The organism is Pleurocapsa sp. PCC 7327, assembly GCF_000317025.1.
In the GTDB taxonomy this organism is placed as follows: Bacteria; Cyanobacteriota; Cyanobacteriia; order Cyanobacteriales; family Microcystaceae; genus Hydrococcus.
This window is the reverse complement of record NC_019689.1, coordinates 2,035,992-2,054,036: the sequence shown is the minus strand read 5'-3', so window position 1 is coordinate 2,054,036 and position 18,045 is coordinate 2,035,992. Positions and strand designations below refer to the sequence as shown.

The 18,045-nt window shown below is 44.7% G+C and carries 20 protein-coding genes; 15 read left to right on the top strand and 5 right to left on the bottom strand.

Annotated elements, in window-relative coordinates; translation table 11 throughout:
- Positions 1–96 precede the first annotated feature (96 nt).
- The gene (locus PLE7327_RS09155) at positions 97–951 is read right to left on the bottom strand and encodes a transglutaminase family protein (RefSeq protein WP_041393061.1); all 855 of its coding nucleotides are present in this window, start codon (positions 949–951) and stop codon (positions 97–99) included.
- A 405-nt stretch (positions 952–1,356) separates the two neighbouring features.
- On the opposite strand from PLE7327_RS09155, the gene PLE7327_RS09150 reads away from it, so the two are divergent.
- Positions 1,357–1,752, top strand: a complete 396-nt coding sequence (locus PLE7327_RS09150; protein ID WP_041391997.1) for a PleD family two-component system response regulator — start codon at positions 1,357–1,359, stop codon at positions 1,750–1,752.
- Positions 1,753–2,013: 261 nt separating this feature from the next.
- On the opposite strand, the gene PLE7327_RS09145 is transcribed toward PLE7327_RS09150, so the two are convergent.
- The gene (locus tag PLE7327_RS09145) at positions 2,014–3,237 is read right to left on the bottom strand and encodes a DUF790 family protein (RefSeq protein WP_015143564.1); all 1,224 of its coding nucleotides are present in this window, start codon (positions 3,235–3,237) and stop codon (positions 2,014–2,016) included.
- A gap of 480 nt (positions 3,238–3,717) precedes the next feature.
- Between PLE7327_RS09145 and PLE7327_RS09140 the strand changes: the two genes are divergently transcribed.
- Together PLE7327_RS09140 and folE are read left to right on the top strand one after the other, a co-directional pair.
- Positions 3,718–4,446, top strand: a complete 729-nt coding sequence (locus tag PLE7327_RS09140; RefSeq protein ID WP_015143563.1) for an SDR family oxidoreductase — start codon at positions 3,718–3,720, stop codon at positions 4,444–4,446.
- Positions 4,447–4,492: 46 nt separating this feature from the next.
- A complete protein-coding gene (gene folE, locus PLE7327_RS09135) occupies positions 4,493–5,221 on the top strand; it encodes a GTP cyclohydrolase I FolE (RefSeq protein WP_015143562.1) in 729 nt (242 codons plus the stop codon).
- A gap of 82 nt (positions 5,222–5,303) precedes the next feature.
- Here folE and PLE7327_RS09130 read toward each other — a convergent pair whose 3' ends face one another.
- Entirely contained in the window at positions 5,304–5,537 is a 234-nt protein-coding gene (locus tag PLE7327_RS09130; protein ID WP_015143561.1) for a hypothetical protein, read from the bottom strand.
- A 53-nt stretch (positions 5,538–5,590) separates the two neighbouring features.
- Complete coding sequence (locus PLE7327_RS09125) at positions 5,591–7,000, bottom strand: amidase (RefSeq protein ID WP_015143560.1); 1,410 nt, start codon at positions 6,998–7,000, stop codon at positions 5,591–5,593.
- Positions 7,001–7,198: 198 nt separating this feature from the next.
- On the opposite strand from PLE7327_RS09125, the gene PLE7327_RS09120 reads away from it, so the two are divergent.
- Together PLE7327_RS09120 and PLE7327_RS09115 are read left to right on the top strand one after the other, a co-directional pair.
- A complete protein-coding gene (locus PLE7327_RS09120; RefSeq protein WP_015143559.1) occupies positions 7,199–7,396 on the top strand; it encodes a hypothetical protein in 198 nt (65 codons plus the stop codon).
- A 71-nt stretch (positions 7,397–7,467) separates the two neighbouring features.
- On the top strand, positions 7,468–7,695 hold the full coding sequence (locus PLE7327_RS09115) for a photosystem II protein, Psb35-related (RefSeq protein ID WP_015143558.1): 228 nt from the start codon (positions 7,468–7,470) through the stop codon (positions 7,693–7,695).
- Positions 7,696–7,815: 120 nt separating this feature from the next.
- Here the strand turns inward: PLE7327_RS09115 and PLE7327_RS09110 are convergent, their stop codons facing one another.
- Positions 7,816–8,994 carry a lipopolysaccharide assembly protein LapB gene (locus tag PLE7327_RS09110; RefSeq protein WP_217523358.1) on the bottom strand — a complete coding sequence of 393 codons (1,179 nt, stop codon included), beginning with the start codon at positions 8,992–8,994 and terminating at the stop codon, positions 7,816–7,818.
- 93 nt (positions 8,995–9,087) lie between these two features.
- Between PLE7327_RS09110 and PLE7327_RS09105 the strand changes: the two genes are divergently transcribed.
- The 10 genes from PLE7327_RS09105 (at position 9,088) to PLE7327_RS09060 (ending at position 17,995) form a co-directional block, all read left to right on the top strand.
- Positions 9,088–9,537 (top strand): hypothetical protein, encoded by a 450-nt coding sequence (locus PLE7327_RS09105; RefSeq protein WP_015143556.1) that lies wholly within the window; start codon positions 9,088–9,090, stop codon positions 9,535–9,537.
- 57 nt (positions 9,538–9,594) lie between these two features.
- Positions 9,595–10,758, top strand: coding sequence for an esterase-like activity of phytase family protein (locus PLE7327_RS09100; RefSeq protein ID WP_015143555.1), 1,164 nt, complete (start codon positions 9,595–9,597; stop codon positions 10,756–10,758).
- 27 nt (positions 10,759–10,785) lie between these two features.
- The gene (locus PLE7327_RS09095) at positions 10,786–11,376 is read left to right on the top strand and encodes a chromophore lyase CpcT/CpeT (protein ID WP_015143554.1); all 591 of its coding nucleotides are present in this window, start codon (positions 10,786–10,788) and stop codon (positions 11,374–11,376) included.
- A gap of 49 nt (positions 11,377–11,425) precedes the next feature.
- Positions 11,426–12,067 carry a Uma2 family endonuclease gene (locus tag PLE7327_RS09090; RefSeq protein ID WP_015143553.1) on the top strand — a complete coding sequence of 214 codons (642 nt, stop codon included), beginning with the start codon at positions 11,426–11,428 and terminating at the stop codon, positions 12,065–12,067.
- Between the two features lie 121 nt (positions 12,068–12,188).
- The gene (gene trxB, locus PLE7327_RS09085; RefSeq protein ID WP_015143552.1) at positions 12,189–13,571 is read left to right on the top strand and encodes a thioredoxin-disulfide reductase; all 1,383 of its coding nucleotides are present in this window, start codon (positions 12,189–12,191) and stop codon (positions 13,569–13,571) included.
- A 213-nt stretch (positions 13,572–13,784) separates the two neighbouring features.
- Positions 13,785–14,192 carry a CAAD domain-containing protein gene (locus tag PLE7327_RS09080; protein ID WP_015143551.1) on the top strand — a complete coding sequence of 136 codons (408 nt, stop codon included), beginning with the start codon at positions 13,785–13,787 and terminating at the stop codon, positions 14,190–14,192.
- A gap of 158 nt (positions 14,193–14,350) precedes the next feature.
- The gene (locus PLE7327_RS09075) at positions 14,351–14,698 is read left to right on the top strand and encodes a translation initiation factor (RefSeq protein ID WP_015143550.1); all 348 of its coding nucleotides are present in this window, start codon (positions 14,351–14,353) and stop codon (positions 14,696–14,698) included.
- Positions 14,699–14,931: 233 nt separating this feature from the next.
- The gene (locus tag PLE7327_RS09070) at positions 14,932–16,323 is read left to right on the top strand and encodes a malic enzyme-like NAD(P)-binding protein (RefSeq protein ID WP_015143549.1); all 1,392 of its coding nucleotides are present in this window, start codon (positions 14,932–14,934) and stop codon (positions 16,321–16,323) included.
- Positions 16,324–16,376: 53 nt separating this feature from the next.
- The gene (locus tag PLE7327_RS09065) at positions 16,377–17,132 is read left to right on the top strand and encodes a D-alanyl-D-alanine carboxypeptidase family protein (RefSeq protein ID WP_041393057.1); all 756 of its coding nucleotides are present in this window, start codon (positions 16,377–16,379) and stop codon (positions 17,130–17,132) included.
- Between the two features lie 2 nt (positions 17,133–17,134).
- A complete protein-coding gene (locus PLE7327_RS09060) occupies positions 17,135–17,995 on the top strand; it encodes an SWIM zinc finger family protein (protein WP_015143547.1) in 861 nt (286 codons plus the stop codon).
- The last annotated feature ends 50 nt before the right edge of the window (positions 17,996–18,045 follow it).

The following is an 18,045-nucleotide window of genomic DNA, read 5'->3' as shown; positions in this document are numbered from 1 at the left end:
TTCGGATTTCCGTACTTATCCTTCGGTGGAGAGGTGCAACAAGCAACAAGCTGATAGGGTAACAGGAAAGCTAAAACGCATAAGCCCTCCTCTAAATTAATCTTCTAACTTCAGCAGAGTAACCGACGGCTGAAGAGATGGAATTTCGGTAATTTCATCGCTCCAAACCTTAAATTTTTCCAAATTGACCCGACCAAAGGAAGTGGTTAAGGCGACATCTACTGCATCGCGACCTCGTGCCATCAAAATACGCCCAATGCGAGGAACGTTGTGGCGGGCATCAAACACATACCACCGATTGTCCAGATAGACCTCGAACCAGGCACTGAAGTCCATAGGCAAGGGTTGAGGCGGGATGCCAATATCGCCGAGATAGCCAGTTGCATAGCGGGCTGGGATATGTAAGCAGCGACAGAAGGCGATCGCTAAATGCATAAAATCGCGGCAAACCCCGGTGCGCTCTGTGTAAACGTCATAGGCGGTTTTGGTCGGGCGGGCATACTCATAGCCAAAACGAATATTGACATGAACCCAATCACAGATAGCTTGAACCCTCGCCCATCCAGTCGGAGTCTGACTAAAGAGGTTCCAGGCAATCTCTGAAAGGCGATCCACTTCGCAATAGCGGCTACCGAATAGATAGGGAAGCACTTCTATCGGCAGTTCTTGTACGGGAAGCTGCTGGGCATTCGGATTGACAGCATCTGGCTGACCGCCGTTTGAGATCTCTGCTTCATTCCACAAGCGCACGTGCCCAGCTGGCAAGACGAGGCGACCCGCCCGATTTCCAAAATCATCGATAAACTCTTCCACACAAGTATCTGGCTCAATTTTCAGTTGCTCGGATTTTTTTACGTTAGGCAACTGCGATGGATGCAAATAAAGCTTTAAAATTGTGGGAACAGGCGACGGCACCTCAAATAACAAGTCATAACCAATGCGAATTAACATCTCTGTTTTCCAGAACGAGTTAGATTTAACCGAGCCAGCGCGACCTTCACGACACCCTCCCTTTATTTTGCAATAATCGAAATAATAAAGCAGTTCCCACCCTCCAAGCTCCATCGATCGCGCCCTATTTTTTCTTGAGGTGGCTGGCTAGCTAAACAATTCCTCATTAAGACTTAAAAATTCATTAGGAAAAAACCAGAAACTTGATAAATATTGAAATCGTATTTTTGATGCAATGCAAATTAAATTTATTTTATCTTCTTGAGAAGAATTTCTAAAAATTTTTTCGATCGAGAGGCGATCGCCGCAGCGATTTTGACTTAAAATTGGAAAGTCTAATTTCTCTCGTTAAAGTTTCAAAAAATCCCACTCAAAATTCAATTTAATCTTCTCAATATGAAGAGTATGCAGACAGTTCTGATCGTTGAAGACTCCCTAACCGATTTAGAAATTCTCTGGGGCTATTTATCAAAAGAGAATTTTGAGATTATAACCGCTAAAAATGGAAAAGAAGCCCTAGAAAAAATCGAGCGCCAACTACCAGATTTAATTGTTTTAGATATTATTCTGCCAGGTCCAAACGGCTATGAACTTTGCCGTCGTTTGAAGAACGATCCTGCCACCCGACAGGTGCCCATAGTGATGTGTTCTTCTAAAGGAGAAAATGTCGATTTTTATTGGGGACTGAAGCAGGGAGCCGATGCCTACCTCACCAAACCAGTAACCAAGGCGGAATTCACTTACACGGTGAAACAGCTTATCAAAGCTTCTTGTAATCAGGTTGTTAAAGATGATGGCTAATATCGTTTCTTTTTAATCTTGCTACAGATGGAGAGAGTGTGGGGAGTGTGGGGGGAGAGGAGGAGAGATTTGTAGCAAGGATTTGGATAATTAATATAAGACTTAACAGGCTTGGATCGAAACAAAAAAGCAAAAGGTCGATCGCGCAAAGCTTTCTGCTTTCCCAAAATCCTAATTTAGTTAATAATTTAATCCGATCGACTAGCTGCGATCGCGACATTTTTAGCCTATTATTTTCTGAGTAATTATAGAAAACAAAACTTATATATTTTTATCTAAAATTTTTAACACAGCTTGAGGAGATAACTTGTCTTTAAACCAAATAATCCTTGCTGGCAAATCGGTAAATTTAATTCCTGCTTTTTCTAGATTTAACCGTTCTGAAACTGCTAAAATTAGATTATCGGCATCAGCGCGACGAACTTGAGAAAACTTTTTTTGCAAATATTCCGGTCGCCAATAACCAACAATTTCTAATAAAAAATCGCGTCCGTCGGGATGAACGAGGCGAAAATCTGGGATCATGACGCTGCCTGGCAGCGGAACTAAATCGACTTCCCTTTCCAAACGCCAGTCAGTTTTTAGTTTCGACCAACTCTTGGCAAAGGAAGCCTCTAACATAGAGTCATAGGTTTTTCCTGGCGGATAGTGAGTGACTAGACCGCACTTATCATCTAAGTCAAAATAGCCAGTTTTGATGTCATTGGTATAAAAATCGCGACTTTGCAATTTTGCCTTCAAACTCCATTTGCTGACGTGGAGTAAGGCAGGAATCATCTTAGCCAATGCCAAGCCATAGCGCGTGCTGGCTTTAAATAAGCTAGTCGGTCCGTCGATAGTAATAGTAAATCCAGTATCGGCATCGCCCTCAATATATGCCATCAACTGAAAGAGTTTGAGATAGCGAAAGAGTAATTTATATTCTCCGGGATCGTTGCGATGGGCGTTGATAACGATGTGACTGGCGCGATAGAAAATTCCTTGAACTTGGGAAAGATTGTAGAGGTGGATCAGGGCTTCTGGTGCTGGCGGATCGAACTGGGTAAAGATGCGATTTTCTTGTAAGTCGGCGTACAGTCCTTTTTCGATTTCGTTGGGTAGAACTTCGCGATTGAGTTCTTGGCTCAGATGACTGGCTAAAGATTCTAGGGTGCGATCGCGATTTTCGGGTATAGTCGCTGTAGTAGCAGCGCACTCAAACACTCGCTGTCGCAGGAGTTGAGGTTCGAGAGGACTGATGACTTCAAAGGTCGAAAAGTTATTCTTAAGAAGGTGGGCGAATCCCCGCTTGACGCGATAGTCTGGGCTATCGCCTTCTAATTCTTGCAGTTGGCGATCGAGTTCTCCTTGCGAATTCCCCAAAGCATCTTGAAAGCAAGCAATCCAATCGCTAGCTAAGTTTAGCGAAACCTCGTTAATTGGCAATCTCTTGGGAACGACTGTTTCGCCTTTATATCGATAGATCAATAAATCAGAAGGAAGCATTACAATTTTAAAGTGAGTAGCGTAATTAGATCAAAAAGCTCTATTTTCATATACATTTTTTAAGGATCTGTCCAATGATGCTAAAACAGCTAATTCTGAGCGATGAGTCTTGTTCTCGGAGCGAAAAAAGTTTATCGAGAGACAATCTGTGGGTGTTATAATGACCGAGGTAACATTTTGTAACAATGATTAATGTTAACAGACGTTATCTGCAAGACAAGTAACTCGCTATTTAAAGACAAATTTTATAGAGGGTTAGTGTACTTGGAGGATTTTCTCTTGTTCTGATGTTAACCTTACCCTAATCGAGAGATAACAAAGAATTTACATTATGCTCAATGATTGACCGCTTAATCCCCTAATCTCACAAAAATGGTGCGATTGGGTTGGTCTTATCCTGCCTTCAAACTTATCTGAAGGTCACTTTAGACTGAATGACAATCGCAGGTAAATTAGGTTTTTAGTAGCTCGGAGTATCATATGAATTCTCCTCCTAATCGAAAACGAGCCACGATCGTGGGAGCCAGTAGCGGGATTGGCAGAGCAACCGCTTTAGCCTTTGCCAAAGCCGGAATTGACGTAGCCTTAGTCGGCCGCTCCCAAGACAAGTTAGAAGCAGTCGCGATCGCAGCAAAGGAAGTGGGAGTTAAAGCTAAAGCATACTCCCTAGATTTAGCGAAACTTGAGGAGGTACAACCAAAGATAGCAGCGATCGCTGCTGATTTTGGCGGGGTCGATATTCTAGTTAACAGTGCGGGAATCGGTTACACCAACCCCCTGAGCGAAACGACACTTGCTGACTGGCAGCAGGTCATTAACCTCAATCTTTCTAGCGTCTTTCAGTGCATCCTTGGCGTATTGCCGGGAATGCGCGATCGCGCTAATGGCTTGATTATCAACGTGGCTTCTATTGCCGCTCAGTCTCCCTTTCCTGGTTGGGGAGCCTACTGTGCGAGCAAAGCTGGCTTAGTCGCTTTTTCTAAAGTGCTAGCAGCCGAAGAAAGAGCCAACGGTATTCGAGTTGCGAACATCTATCCGGGTGCGGTAAATACGCCGCTTTGGGATAGCGAAACAGTGCGGGCAGACTTCGATCGCGCAGCCATGCTAAACCCAGATATCGTCGCTCGCGCCATTCTATATGTAGCCCAACTTCCAGCCGAAGCAGTCATTGAAGAAATGACCGTCATGCCAAGCGCTGGAACCTTATAGCGATCGCAATCTCAAAACCAGGTAAGCCTTTTATCAAAGCTCGATCATGACAATAACATCTTCTAACGGTTTTAATCGTCCCAATTCATCTAGCATGAATCGTCCCAATGCTCTAAATCCCAATCTCATAGAACGCGTCAAGAGCAGACCCGATCGCAATACTCACGACGGTCAGGAAGCTCAATTCCACGCTGCTTCCGTAGAAAACCAAGACAGAATGATAGAAGCAGTGCGAACGATGCTCGAATCAGTTGGCGAAGATCCAGAGCGTGAGGGACTGCTGAAAACGCCTAAGCGAGTCGCAGAAGCGATGCAATTTCTGACTCAGGGCTACACCCAATCCCTCGAAGAACTGGTCAACGGTGCCATCTTTGACGAAGGACATAATGAGATGGTGTTGGTACGGGATATCGATTTCTTCAGCCTCTGCGAACACCACATGTTACCTTTTATGGGCAGAGCGCACGTTGCCTACATTCCCAATCAAAAAGTGGTGGGCTTGAGCAAACTCGCTCGCATTGTAGAAATGTACTCCCGCCGCCTTCAGGTACAAGAACGCCTGACTCGTCAAATTGCCGAAGCAATTCAGACCATCTTAGATCCTCAAGGCGTTGCCGTCGTCATGGAAGCTACCCACATGTGTATGGTGATGAGAGGCGTGCAAAAGCCCGGTTCTTGGACGGTCACGAGTGCTATGGTGGGAGTTTTTCAAGACGATCAGAAAACTCGCGAAGAATTCTTGAATTTAATTCGCCATCGACCCAATTTTATGTAATTTTTGTTTAGAAACAAGGGAAAGGGTGAAAAATGAAAATATTCTTGGCCCTTTGCCCTTTCCCCCTTCTCCTGCATGAGAATTAATTGGACTTAGGGCGTGCTTTTTGCTCGAGGAGATTTTCTACTTCTTTTTCTCGTTTCTCAAGTTTTTCGACTGTGCGAGATTTAGGAAACAATCCCAGCATCATTTGGTTGATGCTTGTCCGCACGTTTCGACTCGCATCGTTAAGCGGTTGGGGAAGGATGCGATCGCCGACAGCAACAAAGAGCAATCCTAGAACTAACAGCCCCGTTAACAAGGTTTTAGGACGCATTACCGTCTCCTAGATGGGAAACTACTGACAACCTTAGTATTCCCAAAAAAGCACTAAACACTAAACAAGGTCGGGCGCTGAGTTAGCCAAGGATTCGCTTCCTCCAATCGAGCGGCTAGAGCAATTATCGTCGTTTCGGCTGCGGGTTTGCTGACGATTTGAATGCCGGCTGGCAATCCATTGGCATCAAAACCCGTCGGAATGGCGATCGCAGGCAAGCCACTCGCATTAAACGGCGGACAGGGAGCTATCCAGTTAATAATTTTGTCCAGGGTTTCTTGGGGCGATAACTCTGCCCACTCGCCAATCCGAATGGGTTGATGTAAATAGACAGGCAGTATGAGAGCATCGAATTGCTCGAAGAAAGCGACAATTCGACGAGAAATAATTTGCATCTGACTGACTGCTTGTAAATATTCTCCCGCAGACCCAGATCTTTCGATATTCCAGCGATTAATCGGACTTAAGAATTCTAAGGGAATTCCGACTGACGCAGCTCCGGCTTGCCAAATTTTTGTGAAGGGTTCCTCTAAATCTCTCATGTCGGGGCAGGCGGGTTCTAAAATGTGTCCCATCGCTTCTAAATGCCCGACTGTCTGCTCAATGCCTTGCTGAAAGATGTCTGCGGCTTCCCCAAACGACGCTAATGCAGCAGAAAAAGCAATGCGTAGCTGTTTCGGTTTTTGACGAGTTGCTTCTAGAAAAGACATTTCCGGTTCGGGCAACCAATAAGGATCTCCGGTAGTATATCCAGACATAACATCTAACAACGCTGCGGCATCGGCGACGGTACGCGCCAAAGAACCGTTAGTAGCAATACCGTTGAGATAATCGCCTACAGGGGCGCAAGACACTCGACCTCGCGAAGGTTTAATGCCAACGATGCCGCAACAAGTAGCGGGACCTCTTATCGAACCGCCTCCATCAGAACCTTGAGCGATAGGACACAATCCGGCAGCAACGGCTGCTGCGGCTCCCCCACTCGATCCCCCTGCCGTGTAATCTGGGTTCCAAGGATTGCGAGTCGGCGGAAATCCCGGCGCTTCGATATAGGGAAAGGAACCTAGTTCTGAGGTAGCCGTTTTTCCCAAGATAATAAACCCAGCCGTCCTCATTCGCACTACTACCCCATCATCATAGGTACCAATTTTATCTTTCAGGGCAGCCACGCCCAAGGTCAAAGGCATGCCCGTAACGGAATTGAGGTCTTTTATTGCAGTAGGAACGCCGAAAAAAGGGGGCAGTGCGTCAGGATCTTTGAGGTTGGCTAGCTGTTCGGTTTTGGCTTGCGCTTCGGCTAAAGCGGTTTCGGCTGCAACGCTGAAGTAACTGCCCAATCGAGAGTCGTATTGCTCGATGCGATCTAAATATAGCTCAACCAATTCTAGGGGAGAAATCTGGCGATCGCGGATGAGTCGCGCTTGTTCTAAGGCTGGAGTGAAAGCGAGATCGACTAAATTCATTGCTGTTTGCTTACAAGCGATACATAGCTCCAGTTTATATAGCGATTGGTTACTCTCTCTCTTCCTCTCTCCTATTTATTATAAGTAAAGCTTATAAATAGTATCCGAAATGTTTTGTCAATATATCTTTACAATATTTAATAAACTTGTTACATTTATTTACATAGAGAAACAAACAAAAGAACAGAGGAGTTAAAAATGTTTGCACCTGTGGTCATGTTGCTCCGCGATCGGATGGGACAAACTCAATTCAATCAACTACGCGGCAAAGCGATCGCGCTCCACGCTCAAGTTATCACCGCTTTCTGCAATCGTTTCGGACTCGAATCTAAAGAAAGACAAAACCTAATTCGTTTGGCAAAAAACAACGGTAAGAAATTAGGTTTGCTAGCTTAAACATTATTAGTAAAAACTTATTAAATTTTTGACGTTCAACTCTTAACACAATTAATCAAGGAGAAAAAACAATGACTATCTTAATTTGCCTCTTTCTAGTTGGTTGGATTGCTGCATCTATCATTGGCACCCAAGCTTATTTTCTCGGCGAACAAACTAAGCCAATTCATAACCGCAACTGGAAATCTGAATCTTTTGAAAAGCTCGCTAAAGCCGTTACCGGACGCGACATTAATTATGCAGAGCGCGTACCTGCGTACAGCATGGATGCTTACACTAGCAACAACCTACCTAACTAAAGCGATCGCTTAACCGTTAGACTTTGCTATCTCCTGAAAGACAATGAGTTCTCCTCTTGCCTCGGCTAGTAACCGAGGTTTTTTCTTTATAATATTTACTTTCCAAACAGGTTATAAAAATTAAGGGATTTTTTGACTATTTATTTGCTTGATTTGTGAGAGAAAATAATCTTCTCTATATTTTAAGGATCTAGCAATTTCTAAACCTTGTTGAAAAGCTGTTAAAGCTTGAGGATAGTTTTTTTGCTTTAAATAAATTTGTCCGATGCGATCGTAGGTTTGCATCAATCCGTAGTAATTATAAGATTGTTGCTCGACTTTAATTAACTCTTGGTAAATTTGCAGAGCATAGTCATCTTGATTATAAGCTTGATAAAGATTGCCCAGTTTTATTAAAGCATCTCCTGCGGTTCCATATTCTTGCTGCGACCAAGCTAATGAAAAAGCTTCTTGATAGTTTTGAGAAGCTTTTTCGGGTTGTTTTAGAGTTTCATAATCTGCTCCTATCTCCAGCTTTAACTCGGCTAACGCTAGAGTAATTTGATTGTTCTGATAATTTTCAGCTAGTTGTTCTTTAATTCGCACTGCATTTTTAGGTCGCAGTGCTTGACTATAAATTTTGGCTAGTTTTTGTAAATAAATCCCTTCATTGTAGCTATTCGATCGAGATTGCGATCGCTTCAATAATTCTTCGTAAATTTTGGCAGCATTAGGGTAGTCAAACTTTGCTAAATATAGCTCTCCAAGTTTTTTTAAAGCTTCCTCTTCAGCGCTAGTATCTTTTTCTTGACGCGCATTGTCGAGAATTTTTTGATAAATCTCAATAGAGTTATTAATATTATGGACTTGTTGATAAGCTGTAGCGAATGCCTTTAATAATTCCGGACTCAGAGATGCTTCTGATTCGGCTTCCTGTTGCACGACATTCAAATGTTTTGTGATAATTTGTACGTCCTGACTTCGCTCTTGCTCCCATGCAATCTGTCCGACTCTTCCTAGCGCGTCGATTTCTTCTAGACGACCGAGAGTTCTTCTCAATCTTAGTTCGCGATACCAAATTTCAAAAGCTTTGTTGGCATCTCCTGCTTGTAGTTGCACTTGCGCTTCGGCATTCAAAGCATCTAACGCTTCTCGGAGTCGGCGTACTTCAAAAGGAGTCAGCGATCGCCTCCTCGAAGGAAGCAAAGAGTCTTCAATTGGTTGCTCTAAGGGATCGGGGCGATTGGTTTGCTCGGACTGAGCTATGGCTTTATATTCTTGAATAACCGCCGTTTCCAAGAAAATGATAGCAACAGCCACGATCGAATTTAGTATCCTTGAAAAATAAGTGCGATCGCTCATTCGATTATCAGTTAATTCTATCTTCCTAACCATAGCTTAGAAAAGTCAAACATGTCTAAATTTGAAGAACTATGTCAAGCTTATGCTGCTGCTCGAAAAGACTATTTAGAGTCGATGCAAATGCGTCAGGATTTTGTCGACTCTTTCGTCCGGAAAATGAGCGACTATTTTCAGTGTCCAGTAGAAAAGACAGACGTTAGCTTCGACGAGCGCGGCATAATGTATTTTAGTATTTTGATTACTTTATATGAAAATCCTAGCCAACCAGAAAAGTTTGCATCAGAAATAGTTAATGTTTCTTTGACTTTAGACAAAATATTGGATAATTATGTCGTGGTGATTTTACCTTGGGGAAAAGAATTTAAACTTTTCTGGGATGAATTCAATAAATTTGAAGAGGTTTATGAATTTATTTTTGAAAAAATTAAAGAAGCTTATACCAGTGGCATTACCGATCTATCTCCAGAAAACAAGACGAGAAATCTAGGATGGGAATTTTAATGTAGGACAGAAATCGGAAGTCTCAGGAGTAACCATCAACCACTAACCACTCACCCTATGAAGAAATTATTATTCAAATCATTGCTCGGTATCGTTTTAATCTTCGTATTGTCAGCTTGTGGAATTCTTCCACGAGTTAGTGCCCAACAACGAATGTTTCTCGATCTTTCCCTAGAATTTTTAGGAGAATATCAGCTCCCCAAACAAACGTTTCAAGATACGCCGATAGGCGGTTTATCTGCCATAACTTACGATCGTCAAACCAATCGTTTCTATGCCATTTCTGACGATCGCTCTCAACTAGCTCCCGCTCGGTTTTACACCCTAAATCTCCACCTCAATCCCTCGGAAACCGGGAAAGTCAATATTGACAAAATCGAGATCGAAGGAGTTACTTTTCTCAAAAACGAACGAGGAGAAACCTACCCCCCAGGAACTATTGACTTCGAAGGGATCGCCCTTTCTCCACGAGAAACCTTATTTATCTCTAGCGAAGGCGCGATCGGGCAAAATATACAGCCTTTTATTGGCGAATTTGACTTAAAAACTGGAAAATTGCTGCAAAATTTAAGAATTCCTCAGCGTTTTTTATTCGCAGACTCGAAAGCTTCTGAGACAGAACCTCGCGGCATTCAGGATAATTTGGGCTTTGAAGCCCTAACTTTAGGGCAAAGCAGCGTCATGAAAGACGATCCCTTCCGCTTGTTTACCGCCACCGAATCGGCACTCTTACAAGACAGTCCGCCAAAAACTCCCGAAGAAAACGCCAGGATTCGTCTGTTACATTATGTTATCAATCCCATCGGCGAACCAGTTTTAGTATCAGAGAATTTGTATTTGCTCGATGCGGCTTCAAACGATACGCTTGCCAATGGATTGTGCGAACTGACAGCCCTAGAGAGGGAAGGCTATCTTCTCGCGCTAGAGCGAACTTTAGGCTTATCTGGCTTTGGGGCAAAAATTTATCAAGTCGTCAACAGCAACGGGACTGATACCTCGCGCCTTCTCAGTTTTCAAGGAAATCTCGCGAAAGTTGTCCCCTTACAGAAAAAATTGTTGTTAGATTTAGGCGAATTGGGGATCGACCTCGATAATTTAGAGGGAATGACCCTCGGACCAAAGTTACCCGACGGCAGTCAAACATTAGTGCTCGTTAGCGACGATAATTTTAAAAACGAACAAGTCACTCAATTTCTCCTATTTCGTCTCACCGGAGCATAAATTCTCAATCTAAAATCCAAAATTACTATGTCTCACGCAACCGATATCAAAACTCTTGCTCGCTGGATGGCAGCAGATTTCAGCAATCAAGAACAAGCTTGGGCTAATCCTCCTCTGTTTGCTCACATTCGCGTCTGCATGCGCCCATTGCCTCTGGCTTTGTTGGGGGAAACAAGCTTATTTCTGGAACAAGCTTATGATTTTATGCTCGATACCCCTTATCGTTTGCGGGTGTTTAAATTGGCAGTAGTGGGCGATCGCATCGAATTAGAAAACTATAAAGTCAAAGACGAAGAAGATTTTTTTGGGGCTTCTCGCAACTTGGAACGCTTGCAAAAACTGACAAGCGATCGCTTAGAAAAAATGGAAGGTTGCGATATGTTTGTTGACTGGACAGGTAGCAGTTTCAAGGGATATATCAAGCCAGGAAAAAACTGCATTGTTGTTCGCAACGACAAGACAACCTATCTCGATAATAGTTTCGAGGTTGACGAACACAAATTGTTTAGTATCGATCGCGGCTTAGATCCCGAAACCGACGAACTGGTTTGGGGGTCGATCGCGGGAGCTTTTGAATTTACCCGCAAACATAGTTTTGCCGACGAAGTAGAAATTTAGCGACAGAGGGCGAGTCGCGACCGCCCTCTCTAACAATTGAGATAAAAACATGTTATTGGAATTGAAACGCCTGACCGTACCGCCAGGACAGCGAGTGTTGTTAAACGATGTAAGCTGGCAAGAATTTGAAGCGATTTTAGAGGATTTAGGAGAACATCGTGCCGCTAGAGTCGCTTACGACAATGGCATATTAGAAATTATGACCCCACTCTCAGAACATGAAAATAATAAAGAATTGATTGGGGATTTGATTAAAGCCCTTTTAGAAGAACTCGATCTTGAATTTTCTTCTTTGGGATCGACAACTTTTAAAAATGCTTTAGTCAGTAAAGGAATCGAACCAGATAACTGCTTTTATATCCAACATGAAGCAGCAGTTAGAGGAAAAAAACGACTGGACTTAACCATCGATCCGCCTCCTGATTTAGCCCTAGAAATTGATGTAACTTCCCGCACTCATCCTGGTATTTATGAAGCTTTGGGCGTTCCCGAATTATGGCGATTCGATCGAGGAAACTTACAAATTAACGTGTTGCGAAACGGCAAGTATGTCGAGTCTGAATTTAGTCCCAACTTTCCTAATTTACCCTTAAGAGAAATCATTCCTCAATACCTCGATCGCTGTAAGAATGAGGGCAGAAATAAAACAATGAGTGCTTTTCGCGCTTGGGTAAAAGCACAAATAGGGTAAGTAACTCGGTTAGAATCAGCAATAGCTAGAGAGTAAACCCAGCTTTTAAAAATTTTGTGCTGAAAGTGGTGGGATTCGCTATACTATTAAGCGTAGTCGTTATGAGTTTCAGTTACAGGTAATGGCAAACCCAACTGTAGAGAATCTAGTTATTATTGGTTCCGGTCCTGCTGGCTATACTGCTGCCATCTATGCGGCGCGAGCAAATCTAAAACCCGTCATGTTTGAAGGTTTTCAGGTGGGAGGCATTCCGGGCGGACAACTGATGACGACGACAGAAGTAGAGAATTTTCCTGGCTTTCCCGAAGGAATTACGGGACCGCAACTGATGGAAAGAATGAAGGCGCAAGCCGAACGCTGGGGAACGGAGTGCTATACAGAAGATGTAATTGCAGTCGATCTCAGCCAGCGTCCCTTCACCGTGCGATCGAGCGAGAGGGAAGTTAAAACCCATAGTATCATCATTGCTACGGGAGCGACGGCGAAGCGGTTGGGATTACCCGGTGAAACACAGTTTTGGAGTCAGGGGATTTCGGCGTGTGCGATTTGCGATGGCGCAACCCCGATTTTTAGAAATGAAGAATTAGCCGTTATCGGCGGCGGCGACTCTGCGGCTGAAGAAGCCGTGTATTTGACCAAATACGGCTCTCACATTCATCTGTTGGTACGTAGAGAGGAAATGCGAGCTAGTAAAGCCATGCAAGATCGGGTGATGAATAATCCCAAAATAACGGTTCACTGGAATACCGAAGCAACCGAAGTCTTTGGAACCCAGGGTCGCATGGAAGGGATAAAAATCCGCAATAATAAGACGGGTGAAGAAAGCGAACTGCGCGTAAGCGGATTATTCTACGCCATCGGTCATACGCCCAATACATCCCTATTCAAAGGACAATTGGAGCTAGATCCCGTCGGGTACATTGTCGTCAAGCCCGGTACGGTAGAAACTAGCGTCGAGGGAGTCTATGCGGCTGGAGACGTGCAAGACCACGAATATCGTCAAGCTATCACGGCAGCGGGGACTGGATGTATGGCGGCGCTAACCGCAGAACGCTGGCTCTCTGCCAATCATCTGATTCAGGAATACCATCAAAAACCCGAATCGGAACAGCCTGTCAAGACACAAGAGAAAGAAGCGGTGGCAGATACGGAAGAAACCTTCGACATCAATGCCACGCGCCACGTTGGGGGATTTGCACTGCGCAAGCTATTCCATGAAAGCGACCGCTTGATTGTGGTCAAGTATGTTTCCCCTACCTGCGGTCCTTGTCGCACCCTCAAGCCAATTTTAGATAAAGTGGTAGACGAGTACGACGGCAAGATTCACTTTGTCGAAATTGACATTGAAGCCGACCCAGAAATTGCCAAAGCCGCTCATGTAGTAGGAACGCCAACCGTACAATTATTCAAGGACAAAGAATTGCTCAAAGAATTTAGAGGGGTTAAGCAAAAGAGTGAATTTCGTCAAGCCATTGACAGCTATCTGCCTGCTAGCGTTCGCTAGTTAAAACACTCGATGGGAGCAAGCGGGCGAAAATCCAGAGACTTCTGGGTTTTCGTGTCTTTTAACTAACTAATTGTAAATACTTAGCGACTTGTAACGATCGCGCGATCGAAAGTGTCTGATAATATGGGCAAAGTCAGTCAGTTCGCTCGTCAGTGCGTCTGTCTGACTCTTGTTATAAAATATCTAATCTTACATTGAGGATAGGTCAATATGGAATCCCAAGAAAGCACAAAACAGGATCTAGGTATTAAGCTTGGCTCTGGAGGACAGATAGAAAAAAAAGCACCTTCTACCGATAGCCCTTGGCGAGAATGGGTAGAACCCGTTATGGAGGTGGTTGCTAAAGTTCCGGATTATATCGGTCAGTTTTATGCCGAAAACAAGCAATTCCTGATTGTCATTGGACTCTTTGTTCTGGGTATCATTACCGTCAAAATCACGCTAGCTGTCCTCGATGCAGTTAATGATATACCCCTGCTAGCACCTTTGCTGGAACTGGTTGGCATAGGATACACGGCTTGGTTTGTTTGGCGCTATCTCTTAAAATCAGAAACTCGTAGAGAATTGCTTGCCGAGTTTGAAGCAATTAAAACCCAAGTTTTCGGCGACAAAGCATAAGAGATCTACATCGTTTCAAAAACCCTCCGGCTGTTATGGTACGGAGGATTTTTTATGGCATTTTTTATAATGAGTGGAAAAAACCGAAGTTATCGAGGCTTTTCCTTGTCGCGATCGCAAACCAACAATTTTTGCTACTAAATTTTTAACTGGCTATCATGTCTTCTAAAAATCAGTCTTCTAAAAATCGAATTGTCTACCAAGAATTTGGCAATCCAGATAATTCTCAAGCTCTAGAAAGAGCGGTTCCAGAGTTACCACCTAACCAACAAAATTTGCGAGTGCAGGCTTCCAAATCCGGACGCAAAGGAAAAACTGTGACGATTATTAGTGGCTTTCAGTGTAAGCCAGAAACTTTGGCACAGTTACTAAAACAATTAAAAATTCAATGCGGCAGTGGTGGCACAGTTAAAGAAAATACCTTAGAAATTCAGGGAGAACATCAACAAAAAATTTTGCAAATTCTAATAGGATTGGGATACAAGGCAAAAATTAGTGGCGGTTGATTAGACTGGCATCAGCTTGGGAATTCATTCCCAAGCTAATAGCGAAAGTCCTCTTAAGAGAACTTTTCCTATTAGCCAAGAAATGAATTTCTGGGCGGGAAGAAGATTTTGACTAGAGATCTATCGATCGAACAAGGCTTGCAAGTATACGCTTTCGCGATCGCTAATACTAAGATTTATCTATAAGCTACTATTTATCCGCCTTCAGCAAGCAGGCATCATCCATCAGCAAAATGGTCAATTTAACCCCTAATCCTAGTTATAGCCTAACGCTTCAGATCGAACTACCCAATCAAGCCGGAAGCTTAGCCTCTGTCACCCAAGCGATCGCAAAAGTGGGTGGCAGTCTCGGACAGATTTCTCTGATCGATCGCAACTTAAAAATCTCTCGGCGAGAACTGACAGTCGATGCTGCCAGCGAGGAACATGCCGAACAAATCGTCACTGCCATTAAAGCACTACCGGATATCAAAGTCCTGGAAGTTTCCGATCGCACTTTCGACCTGCATCGCGGTGGCAAAATAGAGATTGTCAGTCGATTTCCCCTCGCCTCTCAGTGCGAGTTGGCGATGGCATACACGCCTGGGGTGGGACGGATCTGTGAAGCGATCGCCCACGATAGCGCTCAAGTTTTTTCCCTAACGATCAAAAGCAATACCGTCGCCATTGTCACCGATGGCAGCGCCGTTCTCGGACTGGGAAACTTGGGGCCCGAAGCTGCCCTGCCAGTCATGGAAGGAAAAGCCATGCTCTTTAAAGAATTTGCTGGCGTGGATGCTTTTCCCATCTGTTTGGCAACCCAAGACACCGATGAAATCGTGGAAACGGTTAAAAACATCGCTCCCGTCTTTGGCGGCATCAATCTAGAAGATATTGCCGCTCCCCGTTGCTTTGAAATCGAACGACGGTTGCGCCAGGAACTCAATATTCCCGTCTTTCACGACGACCAACACGGAACGGCGATCGTCACGCTAGCAGCCTTAATTAATGCCCTCAAACTCGTCGGCAAGCCCATCGAAGACGTGCGAATCGTCATCAATGGAGCGGGAGCCGCAGGCATCGCGATCGCCCGCCTTCTGCGCCAAGCTGGAGCGACTGATATCTGGCTGTGCGACTCTAAAGGCATTCTTTCCAAAACACGTACCGATCTCACTCCTCAGAAACAAGAATTTGCCGTTGAAGCTAGCGGAAACCTTGCCGATGCCCTCAAAGATGCCGATGTCTTCTTGGGCGTGAGCGTTCCTGGAGTGGTAACGCCCCAAATGGTTCGTTCTATGGCAAAAGATCCCATTGTCTTCGCCATGGCTAATCCCATTCCCGAAATTCAACCCGAACTGGTAAAAAATGATGTGGCAGTCATGGCAACCGGACGCAGCGACTATCCCAATCAGATCAACAACGTCCTCGCTTTTCCCGGTGTTTTTCGCGGCGCGTTAGATTGTCGCGCTAAAACCTTTACCGACCATATGTACCTAGAAGCTGCCAAGGCGATCGCGTCTCTGGTTCATTGTGGCAATCTCGACCGAGAACATATTATTCCCTCGGTGTTCGATCCGCGAGTCGCAACTGCTGTCTCTGCCGCGGTTCAACAGGCAGCGCGTCAGGATGGAGTCGCCCGTCAATGATATCGCTACAGAAATTCCGCTAAATTAGGAATGAGATGATTTGGTGGGGGAGTATGGACGAGATTCCAGAGGCGTTGCGAGACAGCCCAAAAAGCAAACAATCGTCGCGACCGTTGCCGCTATTTCTCATTGGCTTCTCATTGGGACTGGGGATGCTAGCGATTGTCGTAGGAGTATTGTTGTTTCGTTCTCCCGCTAAAGTGCCCCAAAAGTCTGCTGCCACCGTTACCCCTACCCCAACCACCCCTGCGCCAACGCCAACTAGCAAACCAGTGGAAAACGTTTTGGGTCATCTTCCTTATGAAGAAGCCCCCGAATCGGAGTTGAAAGCGATAACGCCCGACGGTCGCATTCGCATGCGCTTGGCGGCAGCAGAGGCATTCTTGCAATTACAGGCAGCAGCAAGAGCGGATGGCATTATTTTGACTCCTATTTCCGGATTTCGTTCGGTTAGAGAACAAAATCGTCTTTTTTTTGAAGTCAAGCAACAGCGCAATCAAGAAGCAAGTAAGCGAGCAGAAGTTAGCGCTCCTCCCGGTTATAGCGAACATCACACGGGTTACGCGATCGATCTTGGCGATGGGCGATCGCCCGCAACTAATCTCAGCGTTAGTTTTGAGAAAACCCCTGCCTTTCGCTGGCTAAAAAACAACGCCAATCGCTACAGTTTTGAATTGTCCTTTCCACCCAATAATCCTCAAGGAGTGAGTTATGAACCCTGGCACTGGCGATATGTCGGCGATCGCAAGAGCCTAGAAACTTTTTATAAAGCCAGAGAACTCAAACAACCGATCGACAACAGTCAATAAATATGATTCAAAATTCAGAATTTACGATTGGCAATTCTCCCTGGTGGGTACAGCGTTGGTTAGAATTGCTCGATTCCTACCGTTTTAAAAAACGCCTGGAAAGAGCCAGAATTTATGCCAGGGAAGGAAACGTCCTCAATATCGAATTTGAAGGGGCTAAGGTTTTGGCAAAGGTACAGGGAAGCGAACCAGAACCCTATCAAGTCTCCCTCTCCCTCGATCCGTTTACCGATGAAGACTGGAATTACGTCATATATACTCTGTCTCAAAAAGCAATTTTTTCTGCTCAATTGTTGGCGGGAGAAATGCCCGACAAGATTGAAGAAGTTTTTACCGCCAATGGATTGAGTTTGTTTCCCTTTACCCTATCGGATATTCATTCCCGCTGTAACTGTCCCGATAAAGCCAATCCCTGCAAGCATATCGGTGCGGTTTACTATCAATTGGGCGATCGCTTTAGCGAAGATCCGTTCGTTCTCTTTCAACTCCGAGGACGCACAAAAGAACAGATTCTCGAAGCCCTCCGGCAGCTAAGGAGTCAGGAGTCAGCCGTAGAGGCGGGTTTATCTAGAAACTCAACCGACTTACCGACAGTTAATGTGGAAAACCCGCCCGTCCAGAAGCCAGAAATTGGTAAAAAACCCCAAAAAACAAGTAATATCGAACAATTCTGGCAATATGACGAGCCGCTAGACTCTTCGCTGGTGGCAATCGTTCCTCCCGCTGACGGTAAAACTGTCCTCAATCTTTTGGGCAGGATTCCGTTAGCCTATGCTGACGCGCAGGCGGTAGAGCAATACTTAGAGCAAGTTTATCGAACCGCAAGCCAACAAGCGATCGTGTCTGCCTTGAGCAGCGATTAAATCCCAAGGCCTCAGCGTAGCGATTATTTGCGATGATAGTAACAATTAAA